We start from the raw sequence: 16,928 nt of genomic DNA on the forward strand, positions 1-16,928 counted from the left end.
GTTGCTGGGCTCGGTCCGCTCAGGTCGGGACCACCCCTGGGGACCCACCGGGACTGCCGGAGACGCAGCAGGGGCCGGCACCCGTGAAGGATGCCGGCCCCTGCCGGGAAGACCTGCTGGGTCAGCCGATCTTGCCGACCTTCTTCGCGATGCCCGACTTGCGGTTCGCGGCCTGGTTCTTGTGGATGACGCCCTTGCTCACGGCCTTGTCGAGCTTCTTGCTCGCGTACGCCAGAGCGGAGGCAGCAGCATCCTTGTCAGCGGAAGCGACGGCGGTGGTGACGGCGCGGATGGCCGTCTTCAGCTCCGACTTGACCGCCATGTTGCGCTGGCGGGCCTTCTCGTTCGTGAGAATGCGCTTCTTCTGGGACTTGATGTTTGCCACGTATGGAACTCTCTTGTTGATGCCAACAGGGTCTAGAGGGCGTTCGGACCGACCATCGACTGAGCGGCGTGGGGATGCCTATGGCAGCCGGTCGTCAGTGCCCGCCGACCTGCACGGACACACAGCAGACAATGCTAGCAGACTCCCCGGGCGCGGCGACCCTCGCGCGCGCGGAGCGGCGGACGCACTGCCTATGGGAGACTAGGAAGTCAGCAATCCACCGTGGGCAACCACGCCTCGACAGTATTGACAGTGAGGACCGTTCACCGTGTCTCCCATGGCCCGCACAGCGCCCGTGCCCGCCGCGACGGATCCGTCGATCATCCGCAACTTCTGCATCATCGCGCACATCGACCACGGAAAGTCGACCCTCGCGGACAGGATGCTCCAGTTCACCGGGGTCGTGCAGGCGCGGGACATGAAGGCGCAGTACCTCGACCGCATGGACATCGAGCGTGAGCGCGGCATCACCATCAAGTCCCAGGCAGTCCGCATGCCCTGGGAGGTCGACGGCACGGCCTTCGCCCTGAACATGATCGACACCCCCGGACACGTCGACTTCACCTACGAGGTTTCGCGCTCGCTCGCGGCGTGCGAGGGCGCGGTGCTCCTCGTCGACGCCGCCCAGGGGATCGAGGCGCAGACCCTCGCGAACCTGTACCTCGCGATGGAGAACGACCTCACCATCATCCCGGTGCTGAACAAGATCGACCTGCCCGCTGCCCAGCCCGAGAAGTACGCGGAGGAGCTCGCCAACCTCATCGGCGGCGACCCGGACGACGTCCTGAAGGTCTCCGGCAAGACGGGCGTCGGGGTCGAGGGCCTCCTCGACCGGATCGTGCGCGACATCCCCGCGCCCGTGGGCGACGCCGCGGCCCCCGCCCGGGCCATGATCTTCGACTCCGTGTACGACACCTACCGCGGCGTCGTCACGTACGTGCGCGTCGTCGACGGCTCCCTGAGCCCGCGCGAGCGGATCCAGATGATGTCGACCAGGGCCAGCCACGAACTCCTCGAGATCGGTGTCATCTCCCCGGAGCCGATCCCGTCCAAGGGACTCGGGGTCGGCGAGGTCGGCTACCTCATCACGGGCGTCAAGGACGTGCGCCAGTCCAAGGTGGGCGACACGATCACCAACCTGTCCAAACCGGCCGCGGAATCCCTCGGGGGCTACCAGGACCCCAAGCCGATGGTCTTCTCCGGCCTCTACCCGCTGGACGGCTCCGACTACCCGGACCTGCGGGACGCGCTGGACAAGCTCAAGCTCAACGACGCCGCCCTCGTCTACGAGCCCGAGACGTCGGCGGCACTCGGCTTCGGCTTCCGCGTCGGCTTCCTCGGCCTGCTCCACCTCGAGATCGTCCGCGAGCGCCTCGAGCGCGAATTCAACCTCGACCTCATCTCCACCGCGCCCAATGTCATCTACGAGGTCACCCTCGAGGACAAGTCCGTGGTGACGGTGACCAACCCGAGCGAGTTCCCCACCGGCAAGGTCAACGAGGTCCGCGAGCCCATGGTCTCGGCGACGATCCTCGCCCCCAACGAGTTCGTGGGCGCCATCATGGAGCTGTGCCAGGGCCGGCGCGGCCAGATGAAGGGCATGGACTACCTCTCCGAGGACCGCGTGGAGCTGCGCTACTGGATGCCGCTGGCCGAGATCGTGTTCGACTTCTTCGACCAGCTCAAGTCCAAGACCCGCGGCTACGCGTCGCTCGACTGGAAGGCCGACGGCGACCAGGTCGCCGACCTCGTGAAGGTCGACATCCTGCTGCAGGGGGAGCAGGTCGACGCCTTCAGCGCGATCACCCACCGCGACAAGGCCTATGCCTACGGCACGATGATGACCGCCAAGCTGCGCGAGCTCATCCCTCGCCAGCAGTTCGAGGTGCCGATCCAGGCGGCCATCGGCTCCCGCATCATCGCGCGCGAGAACATCCGCGCCATCCGCAAGGACGTCCTCGCCAAGTGCTACGGCGGCGACATCACCCGCAAGCGCAAGCTCCTGGAGAAGCAGAAAGAGGGCAAGAAGCGCATGAAGATGGTCGGCCGCGTCGAGGTGCCGCAGGAGGCCTTCATCGCGGCGCTCACCACCGACGAGTCGAAGGACAAGGCGAAGAAGTAGTGCCCAGCACCCTTCCTCTGGGCGACCCGGCCCCGGCCGACGGCGCCCTGCCGCCCCAGGCGGCCGTCGCGGCAGGGGAGCGGGGCTTCTCGCTGTACGCCCACATCCCGTTCTGCGCCGTGCGCTGCGGGTACTGCGACTTCAACACCTACACGGCCACCGAGCTCGGCGGCGGCGCCTCGCAGGCCAACTACGCCGCGACCGCCGTCTCCGAGGTGCGCTTCGCGGCGGCCGCGCTGGACGCCTCAGGGGTGCCGCGCCGTCGTCTGTCCACCGTGTTCTTCGGCGGCGGCACGCCGACCCTCCTGCCCGCGCACGACCTCACGGCGATCCTCTCCGCCGCGGTCGCAGAATGGGGGCTGGAACCGGGAGCGGAGGTGACCACCGAGGCGAATCCCGATTCGGTCACGCCTGAGTCCCTCGAGGCCCTCGCCGAGGCCGGATTCACCCGGGTCTCCTTCGGCATGCAGTCGGCGGTGCCGCACGTGCTCAAGGTCCTCGACCGGACCCACACCCCGTCCCGCGTGCCCGAGGCGGTCCGCTGGGCCCGGGCGGCGGGGCTCGACGTGAGCCTGGACCTCATCTACGGCACCCCGGGCGAGTCGCGCGACGACTGGCGCGTCTCGCTCGACGCGGCGCTCGCGTGCGAGCCGGACCATGTGAGCGCCTACGCGCTCATCGTCGAGGAGGGCACCAAGCTCGCGGCCCAGATCCGGCGTGGCGAGGTCCCCGCGGTGGACGACGACGACCACGCCGAGAAGTACGAGCTCGCCGACGCGGTGCTCGGCAGCGCGGGCTTCCACTGGTACGAGGTCAGCAACTGGGCCCGCGGCGCCGCGGGCGAGGGTCCGCAGGGCGGGCGCTTCGAGTGCCGCCACAACCTCGCCTACTGGAACGGCGGCGACTGGTGGGGCATCGGACCCGGGGCGCACTCCCACGTGGGCGGCGTGCGCTGGTGGAACGTCAAGCACCCCACGGCGTACGCCGGGCGGCTCTCCCAGGGGGTCTCGCCGGCCGCGGGACGGGAGACGCTCGACGACGGCACTCGCCGCGTGGAGCGCGTCCTCCTCATGGTCCGGCTCGCCTCCGGCCTGCCGACGTCCGAGCTCGAGGCCGAGGGCCGCGCGGCCGCGGCCGGCCTCATCGCCGACGGGCTCGTGGAAGGGCCCGCGGCCCTGCAGGGCCGGCTGGTCCTCACGCTGCGGGGCCGGCTCCTCGCCGACGCCGTCGTGCGGGCGCTGCTGCCCTGACCCGGGCAGCAGGGCTCACTTGATGAGGTGCAGGTTGTAGCGGTACTGGTACGGCTGCCCGCGGTTGACCTGGATGCCGGCCGTGACCGAGAAGACGGTGAGCGCGATCCAGACCAGGGTGGCCAGCACCGAGAACACGCTTCCCACGAACGGGATGTACCCGAGCAGGTTGAGCAGGATCGCCGCGACAGTGGGCGGCAGCGTGAAGTTCAGGGCTTCCTTCGATTCCTGCGCCGTGAACGGGCCGCGGTCCTTGAAGACCAGGTAGATCAGGAGCGACGGGACGAAGCCGAGGATGCCGCCGAAATGCGCGAGGGTCGCCCATTGCCGGTCCTCGGACGCCGTCAGCGGCGGCGCGGGGACCGTGGCACCGTTGTCCTGTCCGGCGGTGCTGCGGGGGTCCTTCGGGTACTCGGCCACTGATGAATCCTTGCCTGTGGTTCCTTGCGGTCTTGTCGCTCGCGGGACCGGGCGGCCGCCGCGAGCAGTCCAAGGATATCCAAGGTTGGGTGCTCAGGCGGTCAGGAAGTCGATGACCTCTTCGACACGGCCCAGCAGCGAGGGCTCCAGATCGGCGTAGGTGCGCACGGCCCCGAGGAGCTTCTGCCAGCCGAGCCCGACGTCCTCCGCGGTGCGGTGCGGCCACCCGAAGGCCTTGAGGATCCCGGTCTTCCAGTCCGTCCCCCGTGGGACGGTGGGCCACGCGGGGATGCCGAGCACCGAGGGCTTGATGGCCTGCCAGACGTCCACGTAGGGGTGGCCGACGACGAGCACGTTCCCAGCGGCGCCGGGCACCGCCATCGCCTCGGCGACGATGCGCGACTCCTTCGAGCCCGCCACCAGGTGGTCCACGATGATCCCGAGCTTCCGGCCCGGCCCGGGGCCGAACGCGGCGACTGCCCCCGCCAGGTCGTCGACTCCGTGCAGGGGCTCGACCACGATCCCCTCCACGCGGAGGTCGTCGCCCCACACCTTCTCCACGAGCTCGGCATCGTGCTTGCCCTCGACCCAGACCCGGCTCGCCTTCGCCACCTGCGCGCGCAACCCCTCGACGCGGACGGAACCGGACGCGGTGCGGGCAGGGGCAGCGGGCTGGGTCCGCGGGGCCGGCGGCCCGACGCGGACGGGCCGGCCGTCGAGGAGGAAGCCGAACCCGAGCTGGAACGAGCGGGTGCGCCCGCGCCGGTCCTCGAGGCTCATGACGTGCATCCCGCCGGACTTCTCCACACGGACCACGGCGCCGACCCAGCCGCTCTCGGCGTCCTCGAGGACGAGTCCGAGCTCGGCGGGGACGAGGGGCAGTTCGGCACGGGACGGGGCAGCGAGGTCGGCCGGCCCCCAGGAGTCATAGCTGAGTCGGTCCACCCGCCGAATCCTACGGCGGCCCGCGCCGTCGCGCCCCGCGGACGCGCCGTGGCCGAGGGCACAGCACGGGGGTTCCCGCCGGGGCCGGTGTGCGTACTAGACTTAGCACTTGATCCCAGAGAGTGCTAAGCCGCGGGTGCGCCGCCCGCCGTCGCAGCAGGAGGTGTGATGAACGAGCCCCGGAAGCTGGAGGTCCTGCGGGCGATCGTGGAGGACTACGTCCACTACCGCGAGCCCGTCGGGTCCAAAGCGCTCGTGGAACGCCACCGGCTCGGCGTCTCGAGCGCCACGATCCGCAACGACATGGCCGCCCTCGAGGACGACGGCCTCATCACGGCCCCGCACACGAGCGCCGGGCGCGTGCCCACTGACAAGGGCTACCGGGTCTTCGTGGACCACCTCGCTGCGGTGCGGCCGCTGTCCGCCGCCGAGAAGCAGGCGATCCAGGCGCTCCTGGACGGAGCGAACGACCTGGACGACGTCCTCGAGCGCACGGTCAGGCTCCTGTCGCAGTTGACCAACCAGGTCGCCGTCGTGCAGTACCCGCAGCTGGGCCGCGCCAAGGTTCGCCATGTCGAGGCGGTGTCCATGGCCCCGCGCCAGGTGCTGCTCGTCCTCATTGCGGACACCGGCACGGTCGAGCAGCGCGTGCACACCGTGAGCGAGGACGTCGACCGGGACCGGCTCGCCTACCTGCGGCAGCGGTTCCTCGACGGACTCGCCGGGACTGCCGTCGCACGGCTCTCCGCGGGAGCGGCGGAGGTCGTCGCCTCGCTCGCGCCGCAGGACCAGCGGCTGGGCGCCGAGCTGGCCCACGGCCTCGGCACCCTCGCCGAGGCGAGCCGCGAAGACCGGATGGTGATGGCCGGCACCGCCTACCTCGCGAGGTCGAACAGCGACTTCCTGCAGAGCATCTCGCCGGTGCTCGAGGCGCTCGAGGAACAGGTCGTCCTCCTGAGGCTCCTCTCGGAGATGGCGAGTGACCCCCGCGGCGTCACGGTGACGATCGGGCGGGAGAACCCGTACGTCGGCCTCGCCGAGACCTCCGTCGTGGCAACCGGGTACGGGCAGGACGACGGCCCGAAGCTCGGCATCCTCGGCCCCACACGCATGGACTATCCGGCCACGATGGCCGCGGTGCGGGCGGTCGCCCGCTACCTGTCGAAGATCATCGCCGGAAGCTGAGAAGAAAGAGAACTGTGAGCAGCCACTACGAAACCCTCGGCGTGCAGACGGATGCGACGCCCGAGGAGATCAAGAAGGCCTACAAGAAGCTGGCCCGCAAGCTCCACCCGGACATGAACCCGGGCGAGGACGCCGCGGACCGCTTCAAGGCGGTCACCCACGCCTACGAAGTCCTCTCGGACCCCCAGAAGCGGCGGATCTACGACACGACGGGCAACGAGAACGGCACCGACAACGGCTTCTCCGGGGGCTACAACGGGGCCGGCTTCGCCTTCCAGGACATCTTCGAGACCTTCTTCGGCGGCGGCGCGGCGCAGTCCGGCCCCGCGTCCCGGGTCCGGCGCGGACAGGACGCGCTCATCGCCGTCCGGATCGAGCTCAAGGATGCCGTCTTCGGCGTCAACAAGAAGCTCGAGGTCGACACCGCCGTCGTCTGCACCCGCTGCGACGGCTCGTGCTGCGAGCCGGGCACCCAGCCCGTCCGCTGCGGCGTCTGCGGAGGCTCGGGCCACATCCAGCGCCCGGTCCGCTCGATCCTCGGCCAGGTCATGACCATGGCCACGTGCCCCACCTGCCAGGGGTTCGGCACGGAGATCCCCAGCCCGTGCAACGAGTGCGGCGGCGAGGGCCGCGTGCGCAGCCGGCGCTCGCTCACCGTCAAGATCCCGGCCGGCGTGTCCACGGGTACCCGCATCCAGCTCGCCGGCCAGGGCGAGGCCGGCACCGCCGGCGGCCCCTCCGGCGACCTCTACGTCGAGATCCGCGTGGCCGCCCACCCCACGTTTACACGTGAGGGCGACGACCTGCATGCGACGCTCAGCGTCCCCATGACCGCGGCGGCGCTCGGGTCCGAGATGACCCTCGAGACGTTCGACGGAGAGCAGAGCATCACGCTGCGGCCCGGGAGCCAGTCGGGCGATGTGGTGACCCTGCACGACCTCGGCGTTGCCCGGCTGCGCGGCACGGGCCGCGGGGACCTCCTGGTGCACGTCAGGGTCGAGACCCCGACCAAGCTCGACGCCGAGCAGGAGGAGCTCCTGCGCCAGTTCGCCAAGCTGCGCGGCGAGCAGGTCGGCGAGGGCAAGCTCGTGGGCAGCGGCGGCATGTTCGCCAAGCTCCGCGACAAGCTCGGCAATCTCTGACGATGTCCCGGCCGCTCTTCTACGTCGCCCCCGGCGCGCTCGACGGCGCAGTCCCCGGAAGCACCATGACGGTCGACGGGGCCGAGGGCCGGCACGCCGTCGCGGTCCGGCGGCTGGGCGTGGGGGAGGGCGTCGACGTCTCGGACGGCGCCGGCACCCGCGCCGTCGGCACGGTCAGCAGGGCCGAGGGCTCCGTGCTGGAGGCGGTCGTCGACACGGTCGTGCACGAGGAGCGCCCGCCCTTCCGGCTCGTGCTCGTCCAGGCGCTGGCCAAGGGCGACCGGGACGAGCTCGCCGCCGAGACGGCGACCGAACTCGGCGTGGATGCGGTCATCCCGTGGCAGGCCGAGCGGTCGATCGTGCGGTGGAAAGGCGAGCGCGCCCAGAAGGCCATCGCGAAGTGGCGCTCGGTGGTCCTCGCGGCGGCCAAGCAGGCACGCCGCGCCTGGGTGCCGGCCGTCGAGCCCGCGCTCGACGACGCCCGCCTCGCCGAGCGCATCGCGCAGGCGCGGCTCGCAGTCGTGCTCCACGAGGAGGCGAGGGAATCGCTCGCGGAGATCCTTCGCGGTGTGGCCCTGGCGGACGGAACGGCCGCCGAGGGGGAGATCCTGTTCATCGTGGGCCCGGAGGGCGGCATCAGCCCCGCCGAACTCGGCCGCTTCGTCCAGGCGGGGGCGCGCACAGCTCTTCTGGGCCCCCACGTGCTGCGGTCCTCGACGGCAGGACCGGCCGCGCTCGCACTCGCCGGCGAACACCTGGGCCGCTGGGGAACCAGGGACGGCCGCTAGCCCGTGACGGTGAACGACTTGGAGTCCCAGGCCGCGGTACTCGAGGTCGCCGACGGCGAGGCGTCCTCCGCGGGCAGGACCCGCACCTCGTAGTTCCCGGGCGGCAGGTTCACCGAGAAGGTGAACTCGCCCAGATGCCCCGCCTCATGCCCCGGGGTCACGTTCCCGCTGACGTACACCGACCGGTTCCCCTGCGCATCGTGCCGCAGGACCTGCCACGCGAACGGCTTGTCCGGCGAGGTGGCCCGGCCGAAGACCTTGAGCGAGCCCTTGAGCTGGCTCCCTTCCTGCGGGTCGATGATCCACACCGGCGCGATCATGGACGGGTCGCGCTGCATGAGCTGCCCCAGCTGGACCCGCTCGAAGGCCAGCTGGGAGGTCCGGCCGTCGACCAGGAGCATGACCGAGATCGGCTGTCCGGCGTCGACGAGTCCCGAGCTGGCCGCCGCCGCCGTCGCGGTGTAGACCAGCTGCTGGACCGCGAGCTGCGCCGTCGGCTCGTCCACGCCGGTGTTGAACGCGTCGTCGGAGACATCGACAGTGATGTAGTTCCGCCCCGAGACGGACGCGGCGAGCTTCTTGGGCGACTGCCACGGACTGAAGTAGTGGGGATCGAGCGGCTTCTGCGACATCATGATCCGCAGGGCGGTCGCGATGGGGTTGTCGTGCGAATCGGCGTCGCGGAACTCCCGGTACAGGTAGACGCCGTCCCGGGCCCGGCCCAGCCAGTACACCGGCGCCTTCGCCGAGGTCTGGGACGTCTCGAGAGGAGCGGAGGCCTGCGTCATTCCGCTGGTGGGGCCCGCCGTCGACCCCGCAGCAATGCTCGGCTGCGGGGTGCCGACTGCCGTGCAGCCCGCAAGGGGCAGGCCCGCGGCGAGGAGGGCGGCAGCAAGGACCCGCGCGCCCGGTCGGCGCCCGCTCCCCAGCCCAGCTCGAAGTGCCATCGGTTCCCCTGCAGATCAATCGGAGGCCCTCCCTGGGGCCACCGTCCAGCTTGGCACAGCATCTCGGCCCGGTCCCGGCCGTGAGGGGAATAGTGTCCCAAGTGATGCACGATTGATATTTCCAACGGCTTTGCCCGGAGCCGATCTCCCGTCCGACGGCCCCCGTGCCAGGCACGGCAGTAGGATGGACTGAACGGGCGGCCAGAGGGCCGGCCACGAGCGGCGACGGCCGCACCGAGGAGGAGAGACACGCCTGTGACCGCGGAGTTCCCGCACACCACCCCTGCGGCCCGCACCGAGGTGCTGCGCTTCGGTTCGAGCGACGAGATGGTCCGCATCCTCGGCCCCCACGACGAAGCGCTGCGGTACGTCGAGGAGCAGTTCCCGGCGGTGTCGATCCACGCACGGGGGAACGAGCTCACGATCGTCGGCCCGACTGCCGAGGTCCCGCATATCCGGCGCCTCTTCGAGGAGATCTCGGCCATTGCCGCGAGCGGCGCCACGGTGACCACAGCGTCGCTCGAGCAGCTCGTCGCAATGCTCCGCACCCAGACAGTCGCGAGCCCCTCCGATGTGCTCACGCACAACATCCTCTCGAGCCGGGGCCGGACGATCCGGCCCAAGACGGCCAACCAGAAGGAGTACGTCGACGCGATCGACGCCAACACCGTGATCTTCGGGATCGGCCCCGCCGGAACAGGCAAGACCTACCTCGCGATGGCCAAGGCTGTGCAGGCGCTCCAGCACAAGGACGTCAGCCGGATCATCCTCACGCGGCCCGCCGTGGAGGCGGGGGAGCGGCTCGGGTTCCTCCCGGGCACCCTCAGCGACAAGATCGACCCGTACCTGCGTCCCCTCTACGACGCGCTGCACGACATGATGGACCCCGAGTCCATTCCGCGGCTCATGGCGGCCGGCACCATCGAGGTCGCCCCGCTCGCGTACATGCGCGGGCGCACCCTCAACGACGCCTTCATCATCCTCGACGAGGCGCAGAACACCACGCCCGAGCAGATGAAGATGTTCCTCACGCGCCTGGGCTTCGGCTCGAAGATGGTCGTGACCGGGGACGTGACCCAGGTCGACCTCCCCACGGGAGCGGCCTCGGGCCTGCGGATCGTCCAGCAGATCCTCCAGGGCGTCGAGGATGTGAACTTCTCGGTGCTCGATGCCTCGGACGTGGTCCGGCACCGGCTCGTGGGAGACATCGTCGACGCCTATGGACGGTGGGACGCGAAGGAGCGTGCGAGGGCACAGCGCCGGCGCGACCAGGCCCGCGCGCAGGGGGCCTGGTCGCCGGCCGCCGGCGCGCCTGAGTCTAAGCTGGAACCGTGAGCATCGAAGTCAACAACGAGTCCGGCCTCGAGGTCGACGCCGAAGCCCTCGTCCGCCTCGCACGGTTCGTGTTCGACCGCCTGTGGCTCCATCCGCAGACTGAACTCTCGATCCTGCTGGTCGACGAGGAGGCCATGGAGCGGCTGCACCTCGAGCTCATGGACGAGCCCGGACCCACGGACGTGCTCTCCGTCCCGATGGACGAGCTCACGCCCGGCGCCCCGGGCCGGCCCACGCCCCAGGGCATGCTCGGGGACATCGCCATCTGTCCTCAGGTTGCGGCCCAGCAGGCGGAGCGCGGGGGTCACCCGGCCGATGACGAGATGCTCCTGCTTGCGACCCACGGCATCCTGCACCTGCTCGGGTTCGACCACGCCGAGCCGGAGGAGCGGGACGAGATGTTCACCCTCCAGCGCGAGCTGCTCACCGAATTCCTCGGGAGGCCGGCACCGAGCGAGACGGTGGCGTGACCACCGCGTTCCTCCTCACCCTCGCCCTCGTCTTCGTCGTCCTCGCAGGTTTCCTCGCCGCCGCTGAGGCGGCGTTCGCCTTCCTCCCGCGCCACGACGCGGAGGAGCACATCGAGGCCGGGCATGCCGCCGCCCTCGCGCGGGTCCTGGCCGATCCGGTGCCGCACCTGCACGCCCTGCGGTTCTGGCGCATCTGGTTCGAGACGGCCGCGGCGGTGGCCGTCGCTGTCCTCGTCCACAGCTGGCTGGACAACGTGTGGCTCGCGGGCCTGGCCGCCACCGTCGTCATGGCACTCATCGGCTTCCTGCTCGTCGGGGTGTCGCCGCGTCAGCTCGGCCGTCAGCACGCGCTGCCGATCGCGGCAGTGTCCGCGCCGCTCCTGAGCGGCCTCCGGGCGGCCCTCGGCCCCGTTCCCGGGTGGCTCGTGCGGCTCGGGAGCGCCGCCACCGGCACCGACCCGCGCCACGAGGAGGCCACGTACACCTCGACCGAGCTGCGCGAATTCGTCGAGCGCTCGAGCGACACTGAGGATCTCGAGGACGAGCAGGCCGAACTGCTCCAGTCCGTGTTCGAACTCGGCGAGACGCTCGTGCGCGCCGTCATGGTGCCCCGCACCGACATCGTCGCGATCGAGTCCGGGTCGACGCTGCGCCAGTCCATGTCGCTCTTCCTGAGGTCCGGGTGCTCGCGCGTGCCGGTGTTCCGGGAGAGCCTCGATGACGTCATCGGGATCCTCTACCTCAAGGACGTCGCCGCGCGGCTCCACGAGGCCCCGGGCGCCGAGCGCGAGGCCGTCGACTCGCTGGCGCGCGAGCCGCGTTTCGTGCCCGAGTCGAAGCCCGTCGACGAACTGCTGAAGGAACTGCAGCGCGAGTCGACCCATCTGGCCATCGTCGTCGACGAGTACGGAGGCACCGCCGGCCTGGTCACGCTCGAGGACCTCATCGAGGAGCTCGTCGGCGAGATCGTCGACGAGTACGACGACGACGAGGCCGAGGCCCTCGACCTCGGCGGCGGCCGGTTCCGCGTGGCCGCCCGCATGGGCCTGGACGACCTCGGCGAGCTGTTCGACGTCGACCTCGAGGACGACGAGGTGGAGACCGTCGGCGGGCTCCTCGCCAAGGGCCTGGGCCGGGTGCCGATTGTGGGCAGCACCGCCGACGTCCACGGAATCCGGCTGACCGCGGAGCGGAGGGTCGGGCGCCGGAACAGGATCAGCCACATCCTCGCCGAGCGCGCCGAACCGACCACGACTACTGAGAACAACGACGAGGCAGGGAACACCCATGGCTGAGAAGACCGAGGGGCAGAACGCCCCCGACTACCGCGCCGGTTTCGCCGTGCTCGTGGGGCGCCCGAACGCGGGCAAGTCGACGCTGACCAACGCCCTCGTGGGCCAGAAGGTGGCGATCACCTCGGCGAAGCCCCAGACGACGCGGCACACGATCCGCGGCATCGTCCACCGCGAGGACGGCCAGCTGATCCTCGTGGACACCCCCGGGCTCCACCGCCCGCGGACCCTGCTCGGCCAGCGGCTGAACGACCTCGTGGCCGAGACCCTCTCGGAGGTCGACGCCATCGGGTTCTGCATCCCCGCGAACGAGCGGATCGGCCCGGGCGACAAGTACATCGCCAACCAGCTCGCCGCCGTCCCGCGCAAGCCGATCGTCGCGCTCGTCACCAAGGCCGACCTCGTGGACCGCGCCCAGCTGACCGAGCAGCTCCTCGCTGTCGACGCGCTCGGCCGCGAGGTCCTCGGCGGCGAGGGCTGGGCCGACGTCGTGCCCGTGTCCGGGCAGGACGGGTACCAGGTCTCCACCGTCGCAGACGTCCTGATCGGCCACATGCCCGCCTCGCCGCCGCTCTACCCGGACGGAGAGCTCACGGACGAGCCCGAGGCGGTCATGGTCGCCGAGCTGATCCGCGAGGCGGCCCTCGAGGGCGTCCGCGACGAGCTCCCGCACTCCCTCGCCGTCGTGGTCGAGGAGATCGTGCCGCGCGAAGGACGCAGCGAGGACAACCAGCTCCTCGACGTCAGGGTCAACCTGTTCGTCGAGCGTCCCTCGCAGAAGGCGATCATCATCGGCAAGGGCGGCTCGCGGCTGCGCGAGGTCGGCACCGCGGCGCGGCGCGGCATCGAGGCCCTCCTCGGGACCCGCATCTACCTGGACCTGCACGTGAAGGTCGCCAAGGACTGGCAGCGCGACCCCAAGCAGCTGGGCCGGCTCGGGTTCTGACCGGGCGTGCCGCCGCCCCGGCTCCGCCTACAGGGCCTACACAGGGCGGCCGGTTACCATATACCGACCCAGCCCCTCGCAGGAAGGCCTCTCCTTGGCTCGACGCGCCGACGCCGCGCCGGCTGCTCCCAGCAGCGCCCGACGCAGCGGCGTGCACCACGCACGCCCGAACGGATCCGCCCCGCTGCGCCATGCGCGTCCCCTCGGGAGGCGGCATCTCGCCCTCAAGATCATCGGCGGCGTGGTTGCGCTGGTCCTCGTCGGAGTCATCGCCTTCGCCGGCTACTGGTTCATCCGGCTCGGGTCCAACCTCCACCAGGCCCCGCTGAGTGCAGGCAACGCGACGGCGGATGCGACGAACGACGCGACTGATCCCCTCCAGATCCTCATCATCGGCACCGACACCCGGTCGGGCGCCGACGCGGCCTATGGCTCCCAGGCGGACAGCTCCGGGTACGGCAACTCCGATGTGATGATCCTCATGGACATCTCGGGGGACAACAAGGTCGTCTCGATGACGAGCTTCCCGCGCGACCTCATGGTGCCGATCCCGAAGTGCCACGACCCGAAGACGAACCGGGACTACCCGGCGCAGGCCGTGGGCCAGATCAACTCAGCCATGGCCGAGGGCGGCCCCGGCTGCGCCGTCGACACCGTGAACGCGCTCACGGGCCTGAAGATCGACCACTTCATGGTCGCCGACTTCAATGCCGTCAAGGACCTCTCCAACACCATCGGCGGCGTGCAGGTGTGCGTCAACGCGCCGATCGACGACCCGGCGTCGGGGCTGAAGCTGAACGCGGGGAACAACATGGTCCAGGGCGAGCAGGCGCTGGCCTTCCTCCGCAGCCGCCACGGCGTGGGCGACGGCAGCGACCTGTCCCGCATCAGGTCCCAGCAGGAGTTCCTGGCGTCATTGGCCCGGAAGGTCAAGTCGGACGGTACTCTCTCCGACGTCCCGAAGCTCCTCTCCATCGCTGACACGATCACCAAGAACCTCACCGTCGACCAGGGGCTCGGCAGCCCGCAGACGATGCTGACCATCGCCGGCCGCCTCAAGGCCGTGGATCTCGCCAAGGTCTCGTTCGTGACGGTCCCGTGGGAGCCCTACACGGGCGACCCCAACCGCGTCCAGATCAAGCAGCCGGCAGCGGGAGCGCTCTTCCAGGCGCTCCAGGAGAACCGCGACCTCACGGCGCCCGCGCCGGCCAAGACCCCGAGCGCCGCCCCGACGAAGTCCCCCTCGGCGCCCGCTACGCCTGCCTACGACAAGTCGATCCAGCCCGTGACCGTCGCCGACGGCTCGGGGGTCGCCGGCCGCTCCGCGGAGCTGGTGAAGTTCCTCGCCGGCCAGGGCTTCACGAAGACGACGCAGTTCACGGCGCCGCCGGTCGGCACGACCAACGTCTACTACGGGGCTGACTTCGCGGACGTCGCGGCCGACGTCGCCGCCAGCCTCGGGATCCCCCCGTCCCAGGTGCAGCAGGCGCCCAATGTCTACGGCGTGCAGCTCTACGTGGGGCAGGACTTCACGACCGGCACGCACTACACCCCGAAGATGCCGGACAACCTCGTGGCGCAGACCGCGGCCCAGAGCACCTGCCAGGCGGCCTTCGGCCAGTGACAGCGCCGTCCCGCGGCTCGCGCGGAGAACGGCAGCGGCCCCGGATTCCCAGCAGGGGATCCGGGGCCGCCGTGTGTGCGCAGCGCGCGGCCTACCAGATGGTCACGCGCTCCTCAGGCGCGAGCCACATCGCGTCGCCCTCCGCCACACCGAACGCCTCGTGGAAGGCGTCGAGGTTCTTGGCGACGGCGTTGGTGCGGAACTCGTTGGGGGAGTGCGGGTCGATCGAGAGGCGCCGCAGCGTCTCCTCCGGCCGGCAGACCTGGCGCCAGACCGTGGCCCAGGAGACGAAGAACCGCTGCGCGCCGGTGAGGCCGTCGATCACCGGTGCCTCCTGACCGTGCAGGCTCAGCCGGTAGGCCTTGTAGGCGATGCCGAGGCCCCCGAGGTCGCCGATGTTCTCGCCGAGCGTGAGCCGGCCGTTGACGGTGTGGCCGGGTGTCTCAGCCGGGGACAGCGCATTGAACTGGTCCACGAGCCGGGCCGTGAGCGCCTCGAAGGAGCTGCGATCCGCGTCGGTCCACCAGTTCCGCAGGGCGCCGGTCCCGTCGAACTGCGAACCCTGGTCGTCGAAGCCGTGACCGATCTCGTGCCCGATCACGGCGGCGATGCCGCCGTAGTTCACCGCCGGGTCCGCGTCCGGGTGGAAGAACGGCTCCTGGAGGATGGCCGCCGGGAAGACGATCTCGTTCATGAGCGGGTGGTAGTACGCGTTGACCGTCTGCGGCGTCATGAGCCACTTGACGCGGTCCACCGGCTTGCCGATCTCGTCCAGCAGCCGGTCGAGCTCGGCCGCGTGGGCGCGGTAGACGTTGCCGAGGAGGTCCGCCTCGTCGACCACCACATCGGAGAAGTCGATCCACTCGTCGGGGTAGCCGATCTTGGGGCGGAAGGCCGCGAGCTTCTCGAGCGCCCGCTCCCGCGTCTCCTCGCCCATCCAGGGCAGGACGGAGATGCTCTCGCGGTACGCCTCGACGATGTTCGCCACGAGCTCCTGCATGGCCGCCTTGTGGCCCTCGGGGAAGTGGCGGGCGACGTAGAGCCGGCCCACGGCCATCCCGAGGCCGGCCTCGACCGCGCCGACGCCGCGCTTCCACCGCTCCTTGTTCTGCGGGGTGCCCGAGAGGACCGTGCCGTAGAACGCGAAGTGGCGGTCCACGAACACCGTGGAGAGGAACGGCGCCGCGGCGCCCACGAGATGCGCAGTGAGCCACAGCTTCCAGGCGTGCAGCGGAGCCTCTTCCAGGAGCCCTGCGATGCCCGCGAGGAAGTCCGGGTTGCCCACCACGAGTTCGGCCCGCGCGTCGGGGCGGACGCCGGTGGCCTCGGCCCAGGCAGCGAAGTGCCCGAACGCCTCGGTCGCCTCTGCCTCGGTGCGCAGGTTGTAGGTCCGCTGGGGGTCGCGGAGGGCCACCCTGTCCCAGTGGAGGGCCGCGATCCGCCGCTCGAGGCCCAGGACCTCGGCGGCGTCCTCCGTCGCCGAGCCCGAGCCCAGCAGGGCGAAGACGTCTCGGAGGTACTCCTCGTACGCGGCGACCGTCTCTGCGAACTTCTCGTCGCGGTAGTAGGACTCATCGGGGAGGCCCAGGCCGCCCTGGCTCGCGTAGAGGACCACCCGCTCGGGGTTGCCGGCGTCGGGCGCCGCGTAGAAGCTGAACAGTCCCTCAGTGCCCCCGCGCCCGAGGCGGGCCGACGTCGTGACGAGCGAGGCGACGTCGTCCACCGCCGCGATCTCGGCGAGCAGCGGCTGCAGGGGAGCGGCGCCCAGCTCCTCGACGCGTCCCACGTCCATGAACGAGCGGAAGAACGCGCCGATCTTCGCCTCGTCCGAGCCCTCCGGGTGATCGCCGCCGGCGAGGTCCTCGATGAGGGCCCTGACGTTCTCCTCGGAGAGGTCCCGCAGCTGCACGAACGTCCCGACGAGGGCACGGTCCGCCGGGATCTCGGTGGAGCTCAGCCACCCTCCGTTGACATGGCGGTACAGGTCGTCCTGCGCCCTGACGCCGTCATCGAAGTACTGGCGGTCGACGCCGGACGGCGCGGCTGGGATGGTCATGGTGCCTCCTGTCTGCGGACG

Annotated in this window: 15 protein-coding genes; 10 read left to right on the forward strand and 5 right to left on the reverse strand. The window is 70.6% G+C overall.

The window, feature by feature from the left end; translation table 11 throughout:
- Positions 1-121: 121 nt before the first annotated feature.
- Positions 122-385 carry a 30S ribosomal protein S20 gene (gene rpsT / locus J2W21_RS07430; protein ID WP_307113845.1) on the reverse strand — a complete coding sequence of 88 codons (264 nt, stop codon included), beginning with the start codon at positions 383-385 and terminating at the stop codon, positions 122-124.
- A 268-nt stretch (positions 386-653) separates the two neighbouring features.
- On the opposite strand from rpsT, the gene lepA reads away from it, so the two are divergent.
- Positions 654-2,507, forward strand: a complete 1,854-nt coding sequence (gene lepA / locus J2W21_RS07435) for a translation elongation factor 4 (RefSeq protein WP_307113846.1) — start codon at positions 654-656, stop codon at positions 2,505-2,507.
- Positions 2,507-3,757: a radical SAM family heme chaperone HemW gene (gene hemW / locus J2W21_RS07440; RefSeq protein ID WP_307113847.1), complete on the forward strand. Its 1,251-nt coding sequence runs from the start codon at positions 2,507-2,509 to the stop codon at positions 3,755-3,757. The genes lepA and hemW overlap by 1 nt, the downstream gene beginning before the upstream one ends.
- A 15-nt stretch (positions 3,758-3,772) precedes the next feature.
- Here the strand turns inward: hemW and J2W21_RS07445 are convergent, their stop codons facing one another.
- Both J2W21_RS07445 and J2W21_RS07450 read right to left on the reverse strand, forming a co-directional pair.
- A complete protein-coding gene (locus J2W21_RS07445; RefSeq protein WP_307113848.1) occupies positions 3,773-4,177 on the reverse strand; it encodes a DUF4870 domain-containing protein in 405 nt (134 codons plus the stop codon).
- Positions 4,178-4,270: 93 nt separating this feature from the next.
- Positions 4,271-5,122, reverse strand: coding sequence for a DUF3097 domain-containing protein (locus J2W21_RS07450; RefSeq protein WP_307113849.1), 852 nt, complete (start codon positions 5,120-5,122; stop codon positions 4,271-4,273).
- A gap of 168 nt (positions 5,123-5,290) precedes the next feature.
- On the opposite strand from J2W21_RS07450, the gene hrcA reads away from it, so the two are divergent.
- The 3 genes from hrcA to J2W21_RS07465 are packed head-to-tail and all read left to right on the forward strand — an operon-like array spanning position 5,291 to position 8,237.
- Positions 5,291-6,307: a heat-inducible transcriptional repressor HrcA gene (gene hrcA, locus J2W21_RS07455; RefSeq protein ID WP_307113850.1), complete on the forward strand. Its 1,017-nt coding sequence runs from the start codon at positions 5,291-5,293 to the stop codon at positions 6,305-6,307.
- 14 nt (positions 6,308-6,321) lie between these two features.
- Positions 6,322-7,449, forward strand: coding sequence for a molecular chaperone DnaJ (gene dnaJ, locus J2W21_RS07460; RefSeq protein ID WP_307113851.1), 1,128 nt, complete (start codon positions 6,322-6,324; stop codon positions 7,447-7,449).
- Positions 7,450-7,451: 2 nt separating this feature from the next.
- Positions 7,452-8,237, forward strand: coding sequence for a 16S rRNA (uracil(1498)-N(3))-methyltransferase (locus tag J2W21_RS07465; protein ID WP_307113852.1), 786 nt, complete (start codon positions 7,452-7,454; stop codon positions 8,235-8,237).
- Here J2W21_RS07465 and J2W21_RS07470 read toward each other — a convergent pair.
- On the reverse strand, positions 8,234-9,184 hold the full coding sequence (locus J2W21_RS07470) for a GerMN domain-containing protein (protein ID WP_307113853.1): 951 nt from the start codon (positions 9,182-9,184) through the stop codon (positions 8,234-8,236). The genes J2W21_RS07465 and J2W21_RS07470 overlap by 4 nt on opposite strands.
- A 255-nt stretch (positions 9,185-9,439) precedes the next feature.
- Here J2W21_RS07470 and J2W21_RS07475 point away from each other — a divergent pair, with 255 nt between their 5' ends.
- From J2W21_RS07475 to J2W21_RS07495, 5 genes are all read left to right on the forward strand, one after another.
- Positions 9,440-10,519, forward strand: coding sequence for a PhoH family protein (locus J2W21_RS07475; RefSeq protein ID WP_373423079.1), 1,080 nt, complete (start codon positions 9,440-9,442; stop codon positions 10,517-10,519).
- On the forward strand, positions 10,516-10,989 hold the full coding sequence (gene ybeY / locus J2W21_RS07480; RefSeq protein ID WP_307113854.1) for an rRNA maturation RNase YbeY: 474 nt from the start codon (positions 10,516-10,518) through the stop codon (positions 10,987-10,989). Before J2W21_RS07475 ends, ybeY begins: the two co-directional genes overlap by 4 nt.
- Positions 10,986-12,284, forward strand: coding sequence for a hemolysin family protein (locus J2W21_RS07485; RefSeq protein WP_307113855.1), 1,299 nt, complete (start codon positions 10,986-10,988; stop codon positions 12,282-12,284). Before ybeY ends, J2W21_RS07485 begins: the two co-directional genes overlap by 4 nt.
- Positions 12,277-13,227, forward strand: a complete 951-nt coding sequence (gene era / locus J2W21_RS07490; RefSeq protein WP_307113856.1) for a GTPase Era — start codon at positions 12,277-12,279, stop codon at positions 13,225-13,227. The genes J2W21_RS07485 and era overlap by 8 nt, the downstream gene beginning before the upstream one ends.
- Positions 13,228-13,321: 94 nt before the next feature.
- On the forward strand, positions 13,322-14,851 hold the full coding sequence (locus J2W21_RS07495; protein ID WP_307113857.1) for an LCP family protein: 1,530 nt from the start codon (positions 13,322-13,324) through the stop codon (positions 14,849-14,851).
- 91 nt (positions 14,852-14,942) lie between these two features.
- Here J2W21_RS07495 and J2W21_RS07500 read toward each other — a convergent pair whose 3' ends face one another.
- The gene (locus J2W21_RS07500) at positions 14,943-16,907 is read right to left on the reverse strand and encodes a M13 family metallopeptidase (protein WP_307113858.1); all 1,965 of its coding nucleotides are present in this window, start codon (positions 16,905-16,907) and stop codon (positions 14,943-14,945) included.
- Between the last annotated feature and the right edge of the window lie 21 nt (positions 16,908-16,928).

This window comes from Sinomonas atrocyanea (assembly GCF_030811715.1).
GTDB lineage: Bacteria > Actinomycetota > Actinomycetes > Actinomycetales > Micrococcaceae > Sinomonas > Sinomonas atrocyanea_A.